A 20713-nucleotide genomic window follows, 5' to 3' on the forward strand; every position below is an offset into this window, starting at 1 on the left:
CCCATGCAGAGGTTTGGCTAAAGCAGTTTCATGATGATCGATCTTGCCGCCTACGCCGGTCTGTTTTCCGCCGCTTTCATTGCCGCGACGATCTTTCCGATGCAGTCGGAGGCCATTCTCGTCGGTCTGATCCTGACGGACCGATATCCGTTGGCGGCACTGCTGCTCACAGCCTCTGTCGGCAATACGCTGGGCGCCGGCGTCAACTGGCTGCTCGGACGCGGGGTCGAGCGCTTCCGTGACAGCCGCTGGTTTCCGGTGACGCAGGAAAAGCTCGACAAAGCACAGGCCTGGTACCGCAAATATGGAAAGTGGTCGCTGCTCCTGAGCTGGATACCGATCGGCGGCGATGCCGTCACCGTTGCGGCCGGTGTGCTCAAGGAGCCGCTTCCGACCTTTCTCCTGCTCGTCTTCATCGGTAAGGCGTTCCGCTATATCGTCCTTGCGGCGATCACGCTCGGCGTGACCGGTTAAAGCGCCCCGCAGCCGAGCCGGCTTCTTCTACAACCGTTTTGGAACAACGGCTGCTTTTCGCCATTGAAGGCTTAATGCAACGCGAGGTTACGGAGGAAGGCATGACGGAGCAGCCAGTGACGGTCCAGGGCGAGGAAAAGACGGATCTTAAACGCGTCATGGGCCCGGGCCTGCTTCTGCTCTTCATCATCGGCGACATTCTGGGGACCGGCATCTATGCCCTGACCGGCCAGGTGGCGGCAGAAGTCGGCGGTGTGGTCTGGCTCCCCTTCCTGATTGCCTTCATCGTCGCGCTGCTGACCGCCTGCAGCTATCTCGAACTGGTGACGAAATACCCGCAGGCCGCTGGGGCAGCTCTTTATACGCACAAGGCATTCGGCATCCACTTCCTCACCTTCATCGTCGCCTTTGCCGTCATGTCCTCCGGCATCACCTCGGCCGCCACCGCGTCTCGGGCATTCGCCTCCAATTTCGCGACTTCGCTCGGCCTCGAGGTCGGCGCCTGGGGCGTTCCCCTCATGGCCGTTGCCTTCATTGCGCTCGTCGCCGCCGTGAATTTTCGCGGTGTCGGCGAAAGCGTCAAGATGAACGTAGTCCTGACGGTTGTCGAAGTGACCGGGCTTCTGATCATCATCGGCATCGGCCTCTGGGCAATCGCCGGCGGACAAGGAGATGTCTCGCGCGCCTGGACCTTTGCGACGCCCGAAAACAGCGGCGTCTTTTGGCCGGTGGTTTCCGCCACCGCGCTCGCCTTCTTCGCCATGGTAGGCTTCGAGGATTCGGTCAACATGGCCGAGGAATGCAAAAATCCGAGCCGTGTCTTCCCGAAGGTGCTTCTCGCCGGGCTCGGTATTACCGGCGTGATCTACGTTCTGGTGGCGATATCCGCCATAACGCTGGTTCCGGCCGATGAACTGGGTGCCGGCGAAACGCCGCTTCTGAAGGTGGTCCAGGCTGGAGCGCCGAATTTCCCGATCAGCATCTTTGCCGTGATCACCATGTTCGCGGTCGCCAATTCGGCGCTGATCAACATGATGATGGCGAGCCGCCTGATCTATGGAATGGCGCGTGAAGGCGTGCTGCCGCAGGCGCTCGGCAAGGTGCATGCCGAGCGCCGCACTCCCTATATCGCCATCGGCTTCACATCTCTGCTTGCCGTCGTGCTGATTCTCTTCGCGGGCGGCGTTCCGGCACTTGGCGGCACGACCTCGCTCCTGCTTCTCTGCGTCTTCGCGATCGTCAATATAGCGGTCCTGGTGTTGCGCAAGGACAAGGTGGCGCACAAGCATTTCCGTACCCCAACCATCCTCCCGGTGCTGGGCGCCATCTCCTGTGTTTTCCTGGCCGGTCCCTGGAGCGGGCGTGACCCGATCCAGTACGGCATTGCCGCCTGCCTGCTGGGGCTCGGCGTGCTTCTCTGGTTTGCGACCGTCCGGTTCATGAAAACGGCTGCCGCCGCCGCTTAACGCCCGTCCTTCAGCCGCAGGGACAAGAGGCCATGCTCGCCGATATGGGCGGCGACGTCGAGATAGGCCGGTATCTTGAAATGTGCCGTTTCCATCGGATGGGAATGCGTGGCGGTGATCACCATCACGTCGGCACCGGTCGCCTCGCCTGCCTGGATCCCGGCCAGCACATCTTCGAAGACCAGTACGTCGGAGGGGCTGGCGTTGAGGCGTTTTGCACCCAGCAGATAGCCCTGCGGATCGGGCTTGCCGACCGTCACGTCTTCCGCTGTCACCATATGAGGCGGAACAGGTATGCCGGCGGCCTCCAGGCGGCGCTTGGCAAGTTCGATGGGCGAAGACGTGACGATACTCCATTGTTCTGGCGGCAGCGCCTTCAGGAACTCGACTGCGCCGGGGAGAGCAACGACGCCCTCCACATCCTCGATCTCGCCGCGCAGGATTTCCTCGGCTTCGGCTGCCGGATCGACGCCCGGCAGGTTGAGTGCCGTGATCGTGTCTATACCACGCTTGCCATGCATTGTCGGCAGGAATGCCTCGACGTCGAGGCCCATGCGTGCAGCCCAGCGGCCCCAGACCCGTTCCGCCGCGGCAGTCGAGTTGAGAATGGTGCCGTCCATGTCGAAGAGAAAAGCAGCATAGTTCCTGGACGGAAGCAGGATCGAAGGCGAAGTGGGAGCGTGCATGGGAATTCCTTCTGACTTCAGGCGAGTCACCTGCCGGAACATTCGTAGCGGCCAGCCTCTTGAGGCAGAGAAGCAAATGCCATGCTGTAATGGAAGGCCCGCATGACGATCTATTTTACCAGTGATACACATTTCGGCGATCCGCGCGTGCTGCGGATCGATCGCAGACCGTTTCCTATCATGTCAGAGCATGACGACGCGCTGATTGCCGCCTGGAACGCCACGATCAGGCAGGATGACGAGGTCTGGCATCTGGGCGATTTCAGCTCCGCCCGCGCCGGACCGGTGGAAGACCTGCTGCGACGTCTCAACGGTCGCAAGCACTTGGTCATTGGCAATAATGATCCGCAAGAGACCGTACTGGCAAAGGGATGGGCGAGCGTCCAGCACTACGGGGAAATGATGATCGAGGGACAGTTTCTTGTTCTTTGTCACTATCCCTTTCGCACCTGGAACAAGATGGGCAAAAAGTCGATCAACCTGCATGGCCATTCACATGGGCGGTTGAAACCCGTGCCGCGCCAGTTCGATGTCGGGGTAGACGCGCGCCATCTGCGCCCGGTGAGGCTGGAAGACCTGCTGCGCAAAGAGGCAAGGCCAGCCAGCCTGGAATCTTTCTAACCTGCGGAACAACTGTCACCTGGGTGAGTTACGCCTTTGTGGTCGCGCCGCGTCCGCAAGGGTATCGGCGCGTCCATGTCTCGAACAGGAGGGTTGAAGATGGACGACAAGCCGAACACGCGCGCACCGGGCAACATGCCGGATGCTTCCGCCGACAGGACTCTGACGAACCGGCAGGGCCACCCGATCACCAACAACCAGTCGATGCGCACCGTGGGTAGCCGCGGTCCTGCGACGCTCGAGAATTATCAGTTTCTCGAAAAGATTACCCATTTCGATCGCGAGCGCATCCCCGAGCGGGTCGTCCATGCGCGCGGATTCGTCTGTTATGGCGACCTGGAAGTGACCGGCAAGATCGGCGACGAGCCCGCCTCCAAATACACGCGTGCGAAGCTCTTCCAGCAGGCCGGCAAGAAAACGCCGCTCGCCATCCGTTTCTCCACCGTGATCGGCGGCCGCGATTCCTCCGAGGCTGCGCGCGACCCGCGCGGCTTTGCTGTGAAGTTCTACACCGAAGACGGCAACTGGGATCTCGTCGGCAACAATCTGGCGGTCTTCTTCATCCGCGATGCGATCAAGTTTCCCGACGTCATCCACTCGCTAAAGCCGGATCCGGTGACCTTCCGCCAGGAAGCCAACCGCATCTTCGACTTCATGAGCCAGACGCCTGAATCCATGCACATGCTGACCCATCTGTTCAGCCCGCGCGGCATTCCGGCAAGCTACCGGCACATGGAAGGTTTTGGCGTCAACACCTACAAGATGGTCAATGCCGATGGCGACACGGTTCTGGTGAAATACCATTTCCATCCGCGCGCCGGCCTCGCGAGCCTCACGGCCGAAGAAGCGGCCAAGGTGCAGGGCCAGGATTTCGGCTCGGCCTCCAAGGATCTGTTCACCTCGATCGAGCGCGGCGAATATCCGCAATGGGATATGTATGTGCAGATCATGGAAGACCATGATCACCCGGAACTCGACTGGGATCCGCTCGACGACACGAAAATCTGGCCGGAAAAGGACTTCCCGCTGCGGCATGTCGGCGTCATGACGCTCAACCGCAATGTCGAAGACTTCTTCAACGAAAACGAACAGATCGCCATGGGCACGGGCGTGCTGGTCGACGGCCTCGACTTCTCAGACGACAAGATGCTGGTCGGCCGCACATTCTCCTACTCGGACACCCAGCGCTACAGGGTCGGCACGAACTACCTGCAGCTGCCGGTCAACCAGGCCAAGAACGCTGCCGTGTCCACCAATCTGAGCGGCGGCCAGATGTCTTTCCGTCGCGACCTGGCGCCGGGCCAGAACCCGCATGTCAACTTCGAGCCGTCCATCCACAATGGCCTGCATGAAGCGCAGCGGGAGGAGCCCATCAATTCGCCTGAACTGCATGGCCGGCTGGTTCGCAGCGTCGTCGAACGGCGCAACGACTATGTCCAGGCGCGCGGCCGTTTCTGCACGATGATGGACTGGGAGCGTGACGACCTGATCTTCAACATGGGCGACCTGCTGGGCCAGTGCGAGCGCGATATCCAGGAGCGCATGGTCTGGCACTTCTTCCTCGTGCATGACGATTACGGCCGGCGCGTCGGCGAAAAACTCGGCGTCACAGCCGATGCCGTGCGTCACTTGCCGCCTCTGCCCAAGCAGGTGCTGACCGACGAGGATCAGCGTCGCCTGCAGAACCTCGGCAATAACGGCGATAAGATCGACCCGACGGTCTGGGGCCAGTGGACGAGCTCCGTCAAGAACCACAAGGCCTCGGCGGAAGAAGTGCTGAACGGCATGCTGCCGACGAACGGCATGACCCAGAGCCAGGCAGCCGAATAAGCTGCAGAACGAGCCGCTCCCGATGCTTCGGGAGCGGCTTTTCAGATCGCTTGTACTCCTTCGTCCTGGCGCGATAGAACGTCGCCAACTTGGCCAGCGAGGGAGGAAATCTTGATCGGCAAAATCAGCACATATCATAGGGATCTGGTTGACCGTGGAGTCCTGGTCACCGGTGGCGGATCCGGGATAGGCGCGGCCTTGGTCGAGGGCTTTGCGGAGCAAGGGGCCAAGGTTGCTTTCATCGATGTGGCCGATGAACCAAGTCAACAGCTGGTGACACGCCTGTCAGGGACGGTCGCGCACCCTCCCCTCTACCTCAAGGCGGATCTTCGGCAAGTCGCCCAAGCCAAGGCCGCCGTCGATGAGGCGGCTACCCGGCTCGGCCAGCTTTCAGTGCTCGTCAACAATGCCGGATGGGACGACCGGCACGACTTCAATACCGTCACCGAAGACTATTGGGACCGGAGCACGGCGATCAATCTGAAACAGGTATTCTTCGTCAGCCAGGCTGCTGTTGGGCATTTGCGCGCCAGCAGCGGCGGATCGATCATCAACTTCTCGTCGATCGCCTTCATGCGCAACATGAGCGAAATGCCCGTCTATACGACCGCCAAGGCGGGAATCATCGGCTTGACGAAAAGCCTGGCCGGCAAACTCGGCCCGGAAAACATCCGGGTCAATGCGATTATGCCGGGAATGATCGTGACGGAGCGGCAGGAGCGTCTCTGGCTGAACAAGGACAAGATCGCCGCCATGCAGGCCGGGCAGTGCCTGAAGCGTGTTCTCGCAGCAGAAGACCTGGTTGGCCCGTGTCTCTTTCTCGCCTCGCATGCCTCTGCTGCCATCACCGCGCAAACGCTGGTTGTCGACGGCGGCGTCCTTTAGGGGAAAAGAAAACCGCGCGGGCTCCGGTGGAAAAGCCCGCGCGGCCTGGAGGCCAGCTACTCCGCTGGAGAGAGAGCGGGCGCCGCCTCCGTCCCGTGCTGCCGCAAGGGGCGGCTGCCGGTAAGCATGCGGGCCAGCACATAGAAGACTGGCGTCATGAAGATGCCGAAGAAGGTGACGCCGATCATCCCGGAGAACACGGCCACACCCATGGCGGCGCGCATTTCGGCACCGGCACCGGTCGACACCACCAGCGGCACGACGCCCATGATGAAGGCCATCGAGGTCATCAGGATCGGGCGCAGGCGCAGACGGCTTGCTTCGACAGCGGCCTCCACCGGCGTACGGCCCTCAAACTCGAGCTCGCGCGCGAATTCGACGATCAGGATGGCGTTCTTGGCGGAGAGGCCCACAAGGACGACGAGGCCGATCTGGGTGAAGATGTTATTGTCTCCTCCCGTCAACCAGACGCCCGTCAGGGCGGCCAGCACGCCCATCGGCACGATCATCACAATGGCGAGCGGCAGTGTCAGGCTTTCATATTGGGCTGCCAGAACCAGGTAGACGAGAAGCAGCGCCAGCGGGAAGACGATAAGGCTAGAATTGCCGGCGATGATCTGCTGGTAGGTCAGGTCCGTCCATTCGAACTCGATGCCGGCCGGCAGCGTTTCGTTGAGGATCTTCTCGATGGCAGCCTGAGCCTGGCCGGACGAGAAGCCGGGTGCCGGGGCGCCGTTGATATCGGCGGCAAGGAAGCCGTTATACCGGTTGGCCCGCTCCGGCCCGGTGGTGGCGTCAACCCTTAGCAGGGCCGACAAGGGGATCATCTGACCCGACGAAGAACGGACCTTCAGCTGGCCGATATCTTCGGGCTGCGAACGGAACTTCGCATCCGCCTGGACACGCACGCTATATGTGCGGCCGAAGGCATTGAAGTCATTCACATAAAGCGAGCCAAGATAGATCTGCAGGGTCTGGAAGACATCCGTGACGGAAACCCCCAGCTGCTCTGCCTTGGAGCGGTCGAGATCGGCAAATAGCTGCGGTACATTGACCTGGAAGCTCGAAAAGATGCCGGTTAGTTCCGGCGTCTGATAGGCTTTGCCCATCACCGCCTTGACGGTCTCGTCCAGGGTCTGGTTGCCGAGGCCGGCACGATCCTCGATCTGCAGCTTGAAGCCGCCCGTCGTGCCGAGACCGTTGACCGGCGGCGGCGGGAACATGGCAATGAAGGCATCCTGGATCGACCCGAACTTCTGGTTCAAAGCCATGGCAATAGCGCCGCCGGAAAGCTCAGGCGTTTCACGCTCCTCGAAATCCTTCAGCGTCACGAAGACGATGCCAGCATTCGAGGAATTGGTGAAGCCGTTGATGGACAAACCTGGGAAGGCGATCGCATTGGCGACGCCCGGCTGATCGAGAGCAATGTCGGTCATCCGCTTGATGACGCTTTCCGTCCGGTCGAGGCTGGCCGCATCCGGCAACTGGGCAAAGCCGATGAGATACTGCTTGTCCTGCGACGGGACGAACCCGCCCGGCACCGTGGTGAACAGGCTGTAGGTGGCGGCGACCAAGGCCAAATAGATGACCATGACGATGCTCTTGCGTGACAGAAGTCCGCCGACGCCCTTGCCGTAATAGCGCGACCCAGTGCCGAAGGCGCGGTTGAAGCCGCGGAAGAACCAGCCGAAGATCGCATCCATGAAGCGTGTCAGCCAGTCCTTCTTGGTGTGATGGCCTTTAAGGAGCAAGGCGGCGAGAGCTGGTGACAGAGTCAGCGAGTTGATCGCCGAAATCACGGTCGAGATGGCGATCGTCAACGCGAACTGCCGATAGAACTGCCCCGACAGACCGGAGATGAAGGCCAATGGTACGAAGACCGCGACCAGCACGAGCGCGATGGCGATGATCGGGCCGGACACTTCGCGCATTGCCTGATAAGTCGCGTCGCGGGGGCTGAGGCCGTTTTCGATATTGCGTTCAACATTCTCGACCACGACGATCGCGTCGTCGACGACGATACCGATTGCCAGCACCAAGCCGAACAGGCTGAGCGCATTGATGGAGAAGCCGAACACATACATGACCGCAAACGTACCGATGATGGATACGGGAACGGCGATCAGCGGGATGATCGAGGCGCGCCATGTTTGCAAGAAGACGATGACCACCAACACGACAAGCGCAATGGCTTCGAGCAGCGTGTCGATGACCTTCTCGATGGAGGCGCGCACGAACTTGGTCGTGTCGTAGACGATTTCGTATTTGACCCCAGCCGGCATGGCCTGCTGCAGTTCATCCATGGTGGCGCGAACATTATCGGCAATTTCGATTGCGTTGGATCCCGGCGCCTGGAGAACGGCGACGGCGACGGCCGGCTTGCCGTCCAGCAGCGAACGGAGGGTGTAGTCGGCTGCGCCAAGCTCGACGCGGGCGACGTCGCGAAGGCGGGTGATTTCGCCATTCGCACCGCTCTTGACAATGATATTGCCGAATTCTTCAGGGGTGCGAAGGCGTCCCTGCGCATTGACGTTCAGCTGCAGATCGACACCGGAGCGGCTCGGCGACGCACCGATGATGCCGGCTGCCGCCTGGACGTTCTGGGAGCTGATCGCATTGCTGATATCGCTGCCGGCCAGATTGTGCTCCGCAGCCTTCTGCGGGTCGATCCAGACACGCATGGAATAATCGCCAGCGCCGAAAACCTGCACCTGCCCGACGCCCTCAAGCCGCGCAAGCCGATCCTTGATGTTCAAGGTTGCGTAATTGCGCAGATAGGTGATGTCGGAACTGCCGTCGGTGGAGACGAGGTTGACGACCATGATGAAGTCGGGCGAGCTCTTGACCGTGGTGATGCCAAGCGAACGAACTTCAGCCGGCAGGCGCGGTTCGGCCTGCGAAACGCGGTTCTGAACCAGCTGCTGCGCTTTGTCGGGATCGGTGCCGAGCTTGAACGTCACCGTGACGTTGAGTACGCCGTCGGAGGTCGCCTGGCTGGACATGTAGAGCATGCCCTCGACGCCGTTGATCTGCTCTTCGAGCGGCGTTGCCACTGTTTCGGCGATAACTGTCGGGTTGGCGCCGGGATAGGTGGCGCGAACAACGATCGAAGGCGGCACCACGTTGGGATATTCCGAGATGGGCAGTGAGCCCAGTCCGATCAGGCCGGCAACGACGATAAGAATCGACAGGACGCCCGCGAAGACGGGCCGGTCGATGAAAAATCCGGAAATGTTCATGTCAAAACCCTCTCTCCAGGGATGAACAAGACATGCATCGCACCAGTCCCGCAGCACGATGGCTGCGGGTGGCAGGGAAGCGTTCTGTTCTGGCCGGCGGCGTGCCGGCGATATTGAAGTTACTTATTAGCTAGTTTGGCTTCGTCCTGCGGTGCCACGACGGCACCGGGACGAATACGCTGCAGGCCGTTCACGACGATCCGGTCGCCGGGATTGAGGCCCTTCTCGACAACGCGCATTCCATCGATCGCCGTTCCGAGTTCCACCTGACGGGAGGCAACCTTATTTTCACCATCGACCACGAAAACGAACCTCTTGTCCTGATCGGTGCCGATGGCCCTTTCGCTGATGACCATCCGCTCCACCGCTTTCGGCTGGCCCATGCGGACCCGCACGAACTGGCCCGGTATCAGCTTGCCACCGGGATTGGTGAAGACGGCGCGGACGCGCAGTGTGCCGCTCGAGGCGTTGACCTCGTTGTCGACCAGCTGCAACTTGCCGCGGATGGCGTCTTCGCCCGACAGCGTCGTCACTTCTACCGGCACCTGATCCAGGGCGGCCGTGCCATTATCACTCGGCAGTTCCGCCAGGATGCGGCTGACGAATTCCTCGCCGGCATCGAAGCTGGCATAGATCGGATCGACCGAGACGAGCGTTGTCAGCGGCACGGAAGCCGAGCCGGCGGCGACGAGATTGCCGACAGTCACTTCGATACGGCCGACCCGGCCGGCGATCGGTGCATGGATCTGGGTATAGTCGAGATTGAGCTGCGCCACTTTCAGGGCAGCCTTGGCAGACTGAACCCCGGCAATGGCTTCGCTTTGGGCGCTCTGACGCTGGGCAAGGTCGCTCTGCGAGATCGTGTTCTTTGCAGACAAGGTCTTGCCCCGCTCAAGCTCCGTATTGGCCAGTTCTAGCTTGGCCTGGGCAGACGCCACCTGGCCCTCCGCTTCCGCCACGGCGGCTTGGTAGGGTTCCGGATCGATCGTGATGAGAAGGTCGCCAGCCTTTACTAGGCCGCCTTCGCGAAAATGTACGGACTGGATGGCGCCAGCCACGCGCGGACGGATCTGCACCCGATCCACCGCTTCCAGGCGGCCGGAAAACTCCTGCCACGTCGTCACCGTACGCGGCTGCACTGTCGCAACCGTCACCGGGACGGCCGGCGCCGGAGCGCTGCTAGCAGGTGCCGAATCGGCCCTCGCGCCATTCGGCAGATCGAAGTAAAGTGAGGCTCCGGCGATCAGCGCGACAGCCCCCATTCCAGTGCCCCACAGGGCCCAGCTTTTCATCTTGGACATCTCTTATTCTCCATGCGGCCAAGCTTTGCGGCCGCCACAACTACCGATATGCAGTATTATGAACTCAAATCCTGGACGAAGCCGGTAAACTCGCGACAGAGCTGCGAGGCCCATGTCTGCTTGCTGGCGTCCTTGTCTTCCTTTTCCTTGTCCTGGTAGATCCCCGTCCAGCCGCTGCCGGATGGGACAATTTTATAACGCACCTGAACGCCCGCACCGGCCAGGCGCTCGGCATAACCGATTGTCTCGTCACGCAACGGATCATCTTCCGATGTCATGATGAGCGCTGGAGCAACACCCGAAAGCCGCGAACACAGACAGGGCGCGGCATAGGGATGTTGAAATCCACCCGCCGAGCGCAGGTAATGGCTCCAGCCATCCGACCAGCGTTCACGCATCCCGATCTCGTCCGCCTTGCGAAATGACGCCGTCGCCATCATCGGGTCGATCATTGGCGAAAGCAGAACCTGACCGCTCAGTTCACCCGGCATTAGGTCGCGCGCCTTAAGCGCCACGCCCGCGGCCACATTGCCCCCGGCTTCGTCCCCAGCAACAATGAGCAGCGACTTGACGCTGCCGAATTGCCGGCGCCGGCTGCTCAAGCAGTTCAACGCCGTGAAGGCCGTTTCCATCGCCTTAGGAAAGACGTTGAGCGAAACGCTGCTATAATCCGCCTCAAGAACCACCGCACCCATATCCGCAAGCGCCTTCGCCACGGCCCGCTCGCATGGATCGCGGTCCTGATCCAGAAACGCCCCGCCTCGTAGGTAGAGGACGAGCGGCGGAACCTTATATTTCGGATGTCCCTCATAAAGGCGCATGGGAACGGGCGGCTTCGCCGATTGTCCCAATTCGATGTTTTCCCAATGCGCTGTCATGACGGACCTGCCGATCAAACACGGCCTTACTTGCCGTAACTGTTAAAGCTGATATTATTGTTCGGGACTAAATGCACAAGCTAACTCGGTTCGGCAACACTGTCCCAATTTCCGGAACAATGTTGCAGCACAACATTCGGGCTTCTGATGGATCAGCTTTCAGCAATGCGTGTCTTCGTCCGCGTGGTCGAGACCGGCAATTTTACCCGGGCGGCGGCAACGCTCAACATGCCGAAGACAACCGTGACGAACATGGTGCAAAGCCTTGAGGCGCATCTGAATACGACACTGCTCAACCGCACGACGCGGCGGGTGATGGTGACCACCGACGGCGCCCTTTATTACGAGCGGGCGATGCAGATCCTGTCTGAAATCGACGAGCTGGATGGGAGTATGTCGAATTCACAGATGCAGCCCAAGGGGCGGCTGCGCGTCGAGATGTCAGGGGCCTTTGCCGACCTCGTGGTCATCCCGGCGCTCTGCGATTTCTACCAACGCTATCCGCAAATCCGCCTCGATATCGGTGTCGGCGACAGATTGGTCGACTATATCGCCGAAAACGTCGATTGCGCCCTGCGAGCCGGGACGCCGCAGGACCAGTCGCTGATTGCCAGGAAGGTCGGCGAGATCCCTTTGAGCACCTATGCCGCGCCTTTCTACATCGAAAAGTTCGGAGAGCCCCTGCATCCGAAGGATCTGGAAGAAGACCACGTTTCGGTAGGCTATCTCAACGCCCAGTCGGGCCGCGTCCTTGCCATGGAATTCTGCCAGAGCGATGAAGTAGTCGAAGTCACGCCGCGATACGCTGTGTCGGTCAACGATGCCCGATCCTATGTCAATGCTGCGATTGCCGGCATGGGAATTGCACAAGCGCCCCGCTTCATGACGAAGGATGCCGTGGCGAAGGGGGAACTCATCGAGGTTCTGTCCCGCTGGAGCTGCACGCCGCTCCCGCTCTACATCGTTTATCCGCAAACCAGGCACTTGAGCAACAAGGTCCGCGTCTTCGTCGACTGGCTGGTCAAGCTCGTGCAGGGCCTGAAGGCCGAGGACCATCCTGAGCCGTTGCGCAAAGCCAGCTGATGATCTTTGCTTGCACCGATGTTCTTTGACCTGAACTATTCATTCCCGATCAACGGGATGCTAAGGGCTGGACAAGCTGGCGGCACGGGAGGAGAGGTCGATGACGCGGTGGAAGGTGATCGCGCTTGCGGTGTTCGGCGGCATTGCTGCGGCCATGCATATCGGCAAGGTTCCTCCCGCCATTCCGCTCCTGCGGGAAGAGTTCGGGATGACGCTGGTGCAGGCCGGTTGGCTGATGGGTCTCGCAAGCGCGCTCGGCGCCGTCTGCGGCCTGGTGATCGGTCGGCTGACCGATTATCTGACCCATCGCCTGGCCATGATCATCGGTCTTGCTCTTCTGATTTCCGGCAGCCTCATGGGCTTTTCCTCCCATACATCGTTTCTCTTGCTGGCAAGCAGGGTTCTGGAAAGCTTCGGGCTGATCATGACGATTGTCGCAGCACCCGGATTGATTTCCTCCTCCTGCGAACTTCAGGACAGGCAGCTTGCCCTGGGGATCTGGGGACTGTGGCTTCCGGCTGGCGTGGCGACCATGATGCTGACATCGCCGCTGCTAATGACAACCTATGGATGGCGCGGCAGCTGGCTCTTGGCCGCCTCTATCAGTTTTGTGCCGCTGGTTCTTCTTTCGTTGGTAAACATCCCTGCACCGGCCTCAGACATCAGAACAACACCGCTGCTTGCCAGCCTGTCACTGACTGCATCGCGCGGCTCCTCGTGGATCATTGCCGGCATCTTCCTTTGCTATAGTGCCAGCTTCATGGCGGTCTTCGGCTTCCTGCCGACACTGCTTATCGAGGACATGCAGGTGGAGCTCAACCATGCTTCCATGCTCGCCGCCCTCGCCGTCCTCGCCAATGCTGTCGGCAATGTCTTCGGAGGTGTATTCGCCCGTCTCGGCGTCCCTCGCTGGCTGCTCGTCGCCGTCCCCTGCCTCATGCTGACGCTCACTTCCTTCCTCGTCTTCGCCGAGGCTCTGCCGGTCGGACTGCGCTACGGGGCGTCGGTGCTCTATGCGGTTTCCGGAGGCCTGCTCCCTGCGACGATCATGGGAGCCATCCCCGTTTATGCACCTCGGCGGGATCTCGTCGGAACCTTCAGCGGCTTTGTGATGCAGGGGTCGAATATCGGCCAATGCTTGGGACCGATGTTGCTGGCCATGGTCGTCGGCGCCCATGGCTGGCGGGCGGCGCCCTATTACATCGCTTCCATGACCCTGCTCGGCCTGCTGCTATCCCTGCGGCTTCGGGCCATCGAAAAAGCGAGGCTCGGCAGCCAGAGGGCGGCCGTCGCACCTTAAAACCGGCCAGCGTTCTTGCGTTCACGAAATCTGGCTCTAATGTTCACAGTTCAGCGAACGACCGATCAACCAAAAGGCGACTGGCAGGCGCGTCGCGGGCCGCCGTCTAGGGGCTGGTAGCTATTGTCCTCGATGCGGTAGGAACGGTAGCGCGCCTGGCACCAGCCTTCATGGCTTCCGCCCTGCACGTCGGCTCCACCCATCGAAGAACCCCGGTCCGCGACCAGCTGATCCTGCTCTTCCTCAGCATCCGGATTCTGCATGGCCGCATCGTAACCCTGACCACGTGGCAAGGCGGCCGCGGCCTGATGTGCCTCTGTTCCAGGAGCTTCGCACTGACGACGTGGTCCGCTGAAGGGCTGATAGCTGTTGTCCTCAACACGGTAGGACCGGTAGCGGGCATAGCACCATTCGGCCCGAACGGGATCGACTGCGCCGGCGGAAGCACTCTGCACTACGTTCCGGTCTGCTTCATTCGTCACGCCCTGCGGCTTGAGCGCGCCTGTTACCGTGTGGTCAACATCGGGCGACTGCACGTTCTCGGCTTGCTGGCTGGTCATCCCGCCGGCTTCGAAAACATTCGACGCCGGGACGGAAGCTGTGGTCTCGACTGCGGCCAGACGGTCATAGCCCTGCCCTTCGGTTGCGACCTTGACGGGCTTGGACGTCCAGAGATCCGGTGTGTCTATATGAGCAAACTTATGCGGTTCTGGCTCAGCAATCACATAGGCGGTGAAGAACACACCGCACATGAAGATTGTCACCAGGAAAACAAGGCTGGCCAGCAGCAGCAAAATTGCTTTCACGACGGATCTCCATTTTTCTCAATTTCAGACGAGAATGCCAAGCGACGCGCCTGGTTCCATGCTGCGATGCAAAATGAAGTCACTGCAGTCCGGCGGGTAAGGTTGCTCCGCACCGTGACGAGATAATTGAGGAGACTTGGATCGAGTACGCTTGGAACGGCCGACGCGAGCTGCACGAGCCAGGCGGGGCGATATCTCGCTGAAGATCCTGGAAGCTTTATCTCTGGAGCTGCAGCTTCACCTCTGATCAACGGCCGTCCGCTTGTTTTCACTGGTTCAGCGAAAGAATCTTCATGAAGCCGCTAGACAAGCCGGGACTTCCCCATTATACGCCCCTCACACCGGCAGCGAGGGCTTCCAAGCCGCCGGTCACTTGGGTGATTAGCTCAGTTGGTAGAGCAGCTGACTCTTAATCAGCGGGTCGTAGGTTCGAGCCCTACATCACCCACCATCACTAACTTCTACGTAAAACTCAGGCTTGGCGCCGGCTTCGTGCGAGCGCTTTCCGCGCCGTTTACGACTTCCGCCATAGGCGAAACAACCTGCCTGAGAAAGCGCACTGACTGGGCTCTACACGTCCAACGAGCCTTCTGCGACCTTCACCGCCTGCCCTCCGATTCGAGCGCGGGAAATGCGTCCCTCCTTCACGTCTATATGCAGATGGATCAGTGAGGGCCTGCCCATCTCCACTCCCTGCTCGACGAGCAGTGGATGATGGCCGTCGGGCAGCGCATCGAAATGGCGGATGGCGCCTGACAGTCCGGCAACCGCGGAGCCGGTTGCCGGGTCTTCGGCTATGCCCATGTCGGGGGAAAACATCCGGGCGTGGAATTTTGCCTGGTGATGCACGCCGCCGCGACAATAGATATAGGCTGAAACAAGTCCGCCTTCCACGAAAGGCGCTGCCTTTTCCCACAGGCCCGGATCGAACTGAACCGTCTCGACGGCGGCCAGATTGCGCAAGGGGATCATCAGGAACGGCACGCCTGCGCTCCAAATCGATGCGACGTGATTCTCGAAGCCGATCTCGGTCGATTTGACGCTGAGCGCGTCGGCGATCTGCTGCCGGTCGAGGGGCAGATCGATGCGCACCGGCGTGCGCGGCAGGTCGAACTCGGCAAAGCCGGCCTCGTTGCGGCGCAGGCGGACTGCGCATCGGATCGGCCCGACCTCCTCCTCCAGCACGCAAACGAGATCGAGTTCGTCTGTTGCGCTGCCATGATTGCGCTCCGCCAGAGCGATCGCCGCCCCAACCGTCGGATGACCCGCAAAGGGCAGTTCCTTGCCCGGCGTGAAGATCCGAAGTCGGGCTGCATGGGCTGCATGCGTTGCTGGTTGGACGAAGACGGTTTCCGAGAGGTTCATTTCCCTGGCGATCGCCTGCATCTCGCGGCTCTCGAGGCCGTCGCCATCGAAGACCACTGCGAGGGGATTGCCCGAAAGCTTCCGGCTGGTGAAGACATCATAGATGCTGTAGCGGCGCGCCAAGGACACCTCCTCGTGATTTGCATGCCGCAAAACTGCCCGAGCGATCCGCCGGGCGCAACCCCTTCACGCGTCTTTCCGCTCCGGGTCGAAGTACCAGTCGAGGACGGGCAACATGCCAACATTGTAAGGATGAGCGTATGGGTCAGCCGAGCGGATGGCCACGGCCCCGGCTATCTCCTTATCCTCACCGATCTCCATATGGCGTTCGATCCGGGCGATCATCTGCTCGGCGGTGAGCTCGAAGCGGAAGACCCGGAAGAGCGTGACCGCCCGCCGGTAATGGGCGATATGGTAGCCGCCGCTCACCTGTGCTTGGCTGAGATCAAGCCCTGTTTCTTCAAGCACTTCGCGATGCATGTTGTGATCAGGGTCGCACCAGCCATCGGAGACGTCCTCCAGCTCAAACGATCCGCATGCGAAATAGACGGTCCCGGCATTGGCCGTGTGGGCTCCCATGCGAATGGCGACAAGGGCGCCGTCCGATGTCTCCAGGACAGGATAGGCATAGACGTGGATGCCGCCGCGCCTGTCCGCCTGTTTGCGCCACCACAGAAAGGTCGAATAGGAGATGGCATGACCCTCGGCGACCAAACCGTCGGGCGCAAGTCCAATCCGTTTCTGAAGCAGCATGCGGCCATCAAACAAGGCTGGATTGGCCTCGATTTCCTGCCGCCAATTTTCGGCGATTGCCTCGCGCTCGGCGAGGAAAAACGAGTGATCACCCGTCAGCACCCGGATCGATACCTTGGGCACGTGAAAGACGGTCTGTTCCGGCGGCCATTCCGAAAACTCTTCCGAAAGCTGGATATCCATCAGGTCTCTCATGAGGTTACTTGCTTCCACCACGCTACTGCAACGCAGAACACGGGAAGATTATGCATGCCGGATCGGGATGGCTAAAGTCTCCAAGCCGAGCGGATAACGACATGGAGCTTCTCCCCGACCCGCACCGCCTCCCGGGCAAAGGCCCGCAAGGTCTGGCCGTCTAGCAGAGACAGACGCACGGCATAGCGCTCGCCCTCGAAAAGGACCGAGGTCACCGTCGCGGGCACGCCACCTTCTGCCAGCTCCACATCCTGGGGGCGCACGAGAATATCGATTTGGGTGGATGGGCGACGGTCCTCCAGGAGCGCCCGCATCGCCGGCCAGTCGAGAAGGCGCAGCCCTTCGCCGATCAACGGCAAGGACAGGATAGCCCCCTGCCCGATCAGTTCCCCGACCAGCCTGCCCTGCGGCCGCGCATAGATTTCCTCCGGTGTCGCCACCTGTAACAGCCTGCCTTCGGACATCACCGCCACGTCGGTTGCCAGCGCCATGGCTTCTGCCTGGTCGTGCGTCACATAGATCATCGTCGCCCCGGATCGGGAATGGAATTCGCGAAAGGTTTCTTCCATTTCCTGGCGCAGATGTCGGTCCAGATTGGCCAACGGCTCATCGAGCAAGACGACATCCGGGTCGGTCACCAGGCAACGGGCGAGCGCCACCCGCTGCCGCTGCCCGCCCGACAGATCGGCCGGGCGGCGATCAGCAAACTTTTCAAGCCTGACCGAGGCCAGCGCTTCCCTGACCTTCGCGTCTCGCGCTTGGCCGGAAAGGCCACGGACCTTCAAGGGATAGCCGACGTTTTCGGCGACGCTCATATGCGGCCAGAGCGCGTAGGACTGGAACACCATGGCCATGTTGCGATGCTCCGGAGGAACCATCGCGCGCCCGTCGGCCAGGCATTTCTCCCCCAGCAGGATCGCGCCGTCGCTAGGCTGCTCGAAACCGGCAATCATCCTGAGGACAGTGGTCTTGCCGCAGCCGGATGGGCCGAGCAGCGCCAGAAAGCCGCCCTCGCGCACGGTGAGCGAGACGCCGCTCACGGCCGCCCGATCCGTCGTGTCGAACTGCTTGGAAATATTGTCAAGGATTAGCTGCGCCACGGAACCACACCTTTTGGCAGTCTTTTCGCCATCAGTTCCAGCAGCAGCATCAAGGCTATGACCATGATGACCACGAGCACGGAAAGCGCAGATGCGAGATTGAAGCTGCCGCTGTCATCGAGATTGTAGATTGCCACGCCGAGCGTCTGCGTGCCGGCCGACCAGAGAAGCGCCGAGATCGTCAGCTCGTTGCAGGCGATCAGGAAAACCAGGATGACCGAGGCACCGGCGGCCGGTGCGACGAGCGGCACAAGAATATCGGTCAGCCTTTGCCCGAAACCTGCTCCCGACAAGCGCGCCGCTTCTTCGAGCGACGGATCGAGCTGGCGGAAGGCGCTGACAACGGGCTTCAGGCTGACGGCGAGGAAGCTGGAAAGATAGGCGATCAGGATGATCCAGATCGTCCCATAGATCGACACGCCGATGAAAGGAATGGGAGCCGCAAAAAGCAGGATGAACGCGACCGCCAGAACCACGCCTGGCAAAGCATAGGGGATTTCCGCCAGGGCCGAGATTAAGCCGGTGACGCGGCTTTTGCTGCGCACCAGGAAATAACCGACCAATACCGCCACAACCAGAAGGCCGAAAGCTGTGGCGAGCGACAAGCCAATGGAATTGGTAAAGGCAGTGCGGGTCACAGATTGGCGGAAGAGGATTTCCTCATAGGCCTTGACCGTGACCGTGGAGGGGGTGAGCGGAACGCCGTAAGCCGGCGCCAGCGAGCTTGCGACCAGTGCCGTCAGCGGCATGACCAGAATAACCAGGATCGTCAGCCATAGGAGCAATTGTGCCGGCAATCGCCAGATTCCAAGCCGGAAAACCGCCACCTGCCCCGATAGGCCGATGACACGGTAGTCACGCCCGCGCAGTACCCGTGCCTCGACGACCAGCCCGACGATCGAAAGCAGGGCGATCAGCGCCGAAAGAATGGAGATCTCGGCGAACGTGCCGGAACCGAAGGCCGCGAATTTCGCGTAGATCAGCGTCGGCAGCGTGTAGATGGAGGCGGGAATACCGAGGATGGCGGGAATGCCGAAATTGCCGACGCAGGATACGAACGCGATGGCGGCGCCCGCTGCAAAGCCGGGCAGCGACAAGGGCAGGATGACGTCCTTGAGGACCTGCAGCGACGAGGCGCCCGCGAGGCGTGCCGCTTCGACGCCGTCGCGGGGCAAAGCCAAGAGCCCTGCCCGCAGCGATAGGTAGACCAAGGGGGCGTTCTGCACGCCATAAAGCAGCGCTATGCCACCGAGGGAATAGAGAGGTTGCGGGCTGCCAAGCGGTGGTGCCAGGCCGACCGCTTTCAGCAATGCGCTCGACGGACCTGTCATGCCGATCCAGGAGAGTGCCGTCACCTGCGGCGGGATCATGGTCGGCAGCATGAACAGGAAGCCAAGCGCCGTCTTGCCGCGGATATCGAACAGCGTCAGCAAGAGTGCAAAGCCGCCGCCTAGTATGACGGCCGCAATCATACCGAAGAAGGAGGTCGTCAAGGTATTGTAGACCGCCTCCCACAGCGCCGGATCAGTCAGGAGTTGACGGGCGCCACCGGTCAAGGCCGACGCGATCCCGGTAGCGGCAAGCCGACCCAAAGGCAGCGCGCTCAGAACGAATACGACTGTGACGACAAATGGAAACAGCCAACGTGGCTGGCTGTTTCCCGGATTTGCAGATTGCTTCATGGGGCGCTTGTATCAGCCTTTGACGGCGAAAACCTCGGAGAATGTCTTCACATCCTTCTCGGAATTCTTCAGCGCTTCAGGAGCGCTGACCGGCAGAAGCTTGATGGTTTCGCGCGCAGGGAAGCCTGCAGGTACGCCCATGCCGTTACGCGCCGGTATGTAGCCGAGCTTCAGGAAGCCGTCCTGGCCCTTCTGGGACAGGACGTAGTCGATGAATTTCTTGGCATTCTCGGCATGTTTGGTGGAGGACAGGATCGCCACCGGCTCGGTCACGGCCGAAACGCCTTCCTTCGGGAAGACGAACTCGATCGGCGCACCCTTGGCCTTTTCGCGGATCGGCATGTAGTCGACGACGACGCCATAGGCCTTTTCGCCCGACGCGACGGATTTCAGCACGGCACCGTTGCCGCCGGCAGCCACAGCGCCATTGGCCTTGAGGTTCTTGTAGTAATCCCAGCCGAGGCTTGGAACTGCGGTGAGCGTCTGCGCATGAATGAGAGCGGCACCCGAGGCTAGCGGGCTCGGCATTGCGACAAGGCCCTTGGCTTCCGGCTTGGCGAGATCGGCCCAGCTAGTCGGCTTCATGGATGCCTGGGTATTGTACATGATGCCGGTGGTGATCAGCTTGGTCGAATAGTAATAGCCGTCGGCATCATAAAGAGTGGCATCATAATTGGCGGCTTCCGTAGACTTGTATGCCATCAGCTGGCCGGCCTGTTTCATCCGCTCAAGCGTGACGGTATCGGCGATGAGAAGAACGTCGGCTGCCGGATTGCCCGCTGCGATCTCCGCGTTCAGCTTGGCCATGATCTGCGGTGTCCCGTCGCGCACCCACTGGACGTCGACGCCGGGATTGGCAGCCTTGAAGCCATCGACGGTGGCCTGCGCATCTTCATTCGGCTGGCTCGTATAAAGCACCAGATCGGCAGCCTGGGCGGATCCGGCGACCGTGCCGAGCGCCACAAGGGCAGTGAAAGCGGAAAGAAGGTTCTTCATCGGAATGTCCCTGTGCGAGCGTAAGTGGCGGAGGTAAAGCATTCCTGCTTGAC

The 20713-nt window shown here is 60.9% G+C and carries 17 protein-coding genes and 1 tRNA gene; 8 read left to right on the plus strand and 10 right to left on the minus strand.

Annotation, left to right across the window (positions count from 1 at the left end):
* Positions 1 to 33 precede the first annotated feature (33 nt).
* Both E2F50_RS07560 and E2F50_RS07565 read left to right on the plus strand, forming a co-directional pair.
* Positions 34 to 474: a YqaA family protein gene (locus tag E2F50_RS07560; protein WP_133316370.1), complete on the plus strand. Its 441-nt coding sequence runs from the start codon at positions 34 to 36 to the stop codon at positions 472 to 474.
* 101 nt (positions 475 to 575) lie between these two features.
* Positions 576 to 1940, plus strand: coding sequence for an APC family permease (locus E2F50_RS07565; RefSeq protein WP_133315524.1), 1365 nt, complete (start codon positions 576 to 578; stop codon positions 1938 to 1940).
* Here the strand turns inward: E2F50_RS07565 and E2F50_RS07570 are convergent.
* Positions 1937 to 2626 (minus strand): HAD-IA family hydrolase, encoded by a 690-nt coding sequence (locus E2F50_RS07570; protein ID WP_133315526.1) that lies wholly within the window; start codon positions 2624 to 2626, stop codon positions 1937 to 1939. The two genes, E2F50_RS07565 and E2F50_RS07570, sit on opposite strands and share 4 nt — an antisense overlap.
* A 102-nt stretch (positions 2627 to 2728) precedes the next feature.
* Here E2F50_RS07570 and E2F50_RS07575 point away from each other — a divergent pair, with 102 nt between their 5' ends.
* The 3 genes from E2F50_RS07575 to E2F50_RS07585 all read left to right on the plus strand — a co-directional run bounded on the left by E2F50_RS07575 (position 2729) and on the right by E2F50_RS07585 (position 5962).
* Positions 2729 to 3247: a metallophosphoesterase family protein gene (locus E2F50_RS07575; RefSeq protein WP_133315528.1), complete on the plus strand. Its 519-nt coding sequence runs from the start codon at positions 2729 to 2731 to the stop codon at positions 3245 to 3247.
* 99 nt (positions 3248 to 3346) lie between these two features.
* Positions 3347 to 5077: a catalase gene (locus E2F50_RS07580; protein WP_281029185.1), complete on the plus strand. Its 1731-nt coding sequence runs from the start codon at positions 3347 to 3349 to the stop codon at positions 5075 to 5077.
* A gap of 114 nt (positions 5078 to 5191) precedes the next feature.
* On the plus strand, positions 5192 to 5962 hold the full coding sequence (locus E2F50_RS07585) for an SDR family NAD(P)-dependent oxidoreductase (protein ID WP_133316372.1): 771 nt from the start codon (positions 5192 to 5194) through the stop codon (positions 5960 to 5962).
* A 56-nt stretch (positions 5963 to 6018) separates the two neighbouring features.
* Here E2F50_RS07585 and E2F50_RS07590 read toward each other — a convergent pair whose 3' ends face one another.
* The 3 genes from E2F50_RS07590 to E2F50_RS07600 form a co-directional block, all read right to left on the minus strand.
* Positions 6019 to 9201, minus strand: a complete 3183-nt coding sequence (locus tag E2F50_RS07590) for an efflux RND transporter permease subunit (RefSeq protein ID WP_133315530.1) — start codon at positions 9199 to 9201, stop codon at positions 6019 to 6021.
* Positions 9202 to 9320: 119 nt separating this feature from the next.
* Positions 9321 to 10502: an efflux RND transporter periplasmic adaptor subunit gene (locus E2F50_RS07595; protein ID WP_133315532.1), complete on the minus strand. Its 1182-nt coding sequence runs from the start codon at positions 10500 to 10502 to the stop codon at positions 9321 to 9323.
* 56 nt (positions 10503 to 10558) lie between these two features.
* The gene (locus tag E2F50_RS07600) at positions 10559 to 11380 is read right to left on the minus strand and encodes an alpha/beta hydrolase fold domain-containing protein (protein ID WP_133315534.1); all 822 of its coding nucleotides are present in this window, start codon (positions 11378 to 11380) and stop codon (positions 10559 to 10561) included.
* Between the two features lie 147 nt (positions 11381 to 11527).
* On the opposite strand from E2F50_RS07600, the gene E2F50_RS07605 reads away from it, so the two are divergent.
* Together E2F50_RS07605 and E2F50_RS07610 are read left to right on the plus strand one after the other, a co-directional pair.
* Entirely contained in the window at positions 11528 to 12463 is a 936-nt protein-coding gene (locus E2F50_RS07605) for a LysR family transcriptional regulator (protein ID WP_133315536.1), read from the plus strand.
* Positions 12464 to 12563: 100 nt separating this feature from the next.
* Positions 12564 to 13763 (plus strand): MFS transporter, encoded by a 1200-nt coding sequence (locus tag E2F50_RS07610; RefSeq protein ID WP_133315538.1) that lies wholly within the window; start codon positions 12564 to 12566, stop codon positions 13761 to 13763.
* 65 nt (positions 13764 to 13828) lie between these two features.
* On the opposite strand, the gene E2F50_RS07615 is transcribed toward E2F50_RS07610, so the two are convergent.
* Positions 13829 to 14569 carry a BA14K family protein gene (locus E2F50_RS07615; protein ID WP_133315540.1) on the minus strand — a complete coding sequence of 247 codons (741 nt, stop codon included), beginning with the start codon at positions 14567 to 14569 and terminating at the stop codon, positions 13829 to 13831.
* Positions 14570 to 14944: 375 nt separating this feature from the next.
* On the opposite strand from E2F50_RS07615, the gene E2F50_RS07620 reads away from it, so the two are divergent.
* Positions 14945 to 15020, plus strand: a tRNA-Lys gene (locus E2F50_RS07620).
* A 119-nt stretch (positions 15021 to 15139) separates the two neighbouring features.
* On the opposite strand, the gene E2F50_RS07625 is transcribed toward E2F50_RS07620, so the two are convergent.
* The 5 genes from E2F50_RS07625 to E2F50_RS07645 all read right to left on the minus strand — a co-directional run bounded on the left by E2F50_RS07625 (position 15140) and on the right by E2F50_RS07645 (position 20660).
* Positions 15140 to 16057 carry a PhzF family phenazine biosynthesis protein gene (locus E2F50_RS07625; RefSeq protein WP_133315542.1) on the minus strand — a complete coding sequence of 306 codons (918 nt, stop codon included), beginning with the start codon at positions 16055 to 16057 and terminating at the stop codon, positions 15140 to 15142.
* Between the two features lie 63 nt (positions 16058 to 16120).
* Complete coding sequence (locus E2F50_RS07630) at positions 16121 to 16870, minus strand: NUDIX hydrolase (protein WP_133315544.1); 750 nt, start codon at positions 16868 to 16870, stop codon at positions 16121 to 16123.
* Positions 16871 to 16953: 83 nt separating this feature from the next.
* Positions 16954 to 17982 carry an ABC transporter ATP-binding protein gene (locus E2F50_RS07635; protein WP_133315546.1) on the minus strand — a complete coding sequence of 343 codons (1029 nt, stop codon included), beginning with the start codon at positions 17980 to 17982 and terminating at the stop codon, positions 16954 to 16956.
* Positions 17970 to 19664: an ABC transporter permease gene (locus E2F50_RS07640; RefSeq protein ID WP_133315548.1), complete on the minus strand. Its 1695-nt coding sequence runs from the start codon at positions 19662 to 19664 to the stop codon at positions 17970 to 17972. The genes E2F50_RS07635 and E2F50_RS07640 overlap by 13 nt, the downstream gene beginning before the upstream one ends.
* 12 nt (positions 19665 to 19676) lie before the next feature.
* A complete protein-coding gene (locus E2F50_RS07645; RefSeq protein WP_133315550.1) occupies positions 19677 to 20660 on the minus strand; it encodes an ABC transporter substrate-binding protein in 984 nt (327 codons plus the stop codon).
* Positions 20661 to 20713: the final 53 nt, after the last annotated feature.

Origin of the sequence: Rhizobium deserti (genome assembly GCF_004358025.1) — a bacterium.
GTDB classification, from domain to species: Bacteria; Pseudomonadota; Alphaproteobacteria; order Rhizobiales; family Rhizobiaceae; genus Neorhizobium; species Neorhizobium deserti.

Bases quoted from the DNA above. Each gene is read 5' to 3' on its own strand.
- E2F50_RS07560 (WP_133316370.1), top strand. From the start codon at position 34: ATGATCGATCTTGCCGCCTACGCCGGTCTGTTTTCCGCCGCTTTCATT.
- E2F50_RS07565 (WP_133315524.1), top strand. From the start codon at position 576: ATGACGGAGCAGCCAGTGACGGTCCAGGGCGAGGAAAAGACGGATCTT.
- E2F50_RS07570 (WP_133315526.1), bottom strand. From the start codon at position 2,626: ATGCACGCTCCCACTTCGCCTTCGATCCTGCTTCCGTCCAGGAACTAT.
- E2F50_RS07575 (WP_133315528.1), top strand. From the start codon at position 2,729: ATGACGATCTATTTTACCAGTGATACACATTTCGGCGATCCGCGCGTG.
- E2F50_RS07580 (WP_281029185.1), top strand. From the start codon at position 3,347: ATGGACGACAAGCCGAACACGCGCGCACCGGGCAACATGCCGGATGCT.
- E2F50_RS07590 (WP_133315530.1), bottom strand. From the start codon at position 9,201: ATGAACATTTCCGGATTTTTCATCGACCGGCCCGTCTTCGCGGGCGTC.
- E2F50_RS07595 (WP_133315532.1), bottom strand. From the start codon at position 10,502: ATGTCCAAGATGAAAAGCTGGGCCCTGTGGGGCACTGGAATGGGGGCT.
- E2F50_RS07600 (WP_133315534.1), bottom strand. From the start codon at position 11,380: ATGACAGCGCATTGGGAAAACATCGAATTGGGACAATCGGCGAAGCCG.
- E2F50_RS07605 (WP_133315536.1), top strand. From the start codon at position 11,528: ATGGATCAGCTTTCAGCAATGCGTGTCTTCGTCCGCGTGGTCGAGACC.
- E2F50_RS07610 (WP_133315538.1), top strand. From the start codon at position 12,564: ATGACGCGGTGGAAGGTGATCGCGCTTGCGGTGTTCGGCGGCATTGCT.
- E2F50_RS07630 (WP_133315544.1), bottom strand. From the start codon at position 16,870: ATGGATATCCAGCTTTCGGAAGAGTTTTCGGAATGGCCGCCGGAACAG.
- E2F50_RS07640 (WP_133315548.1), bottom strand. From the start codon at position 19,664: ATGAAGCAATCTGCAAATCCGGGAAACAGCCAGCCACGTTGGCTGTTT.
- E2F50_RS07645 (WP_133315550.1), bottom strand. From the start codon at position 20,660: ATGAAGAACCTTCTTTCCGCTTTCACTGCCCTTGTGGCGCTCGGCACG.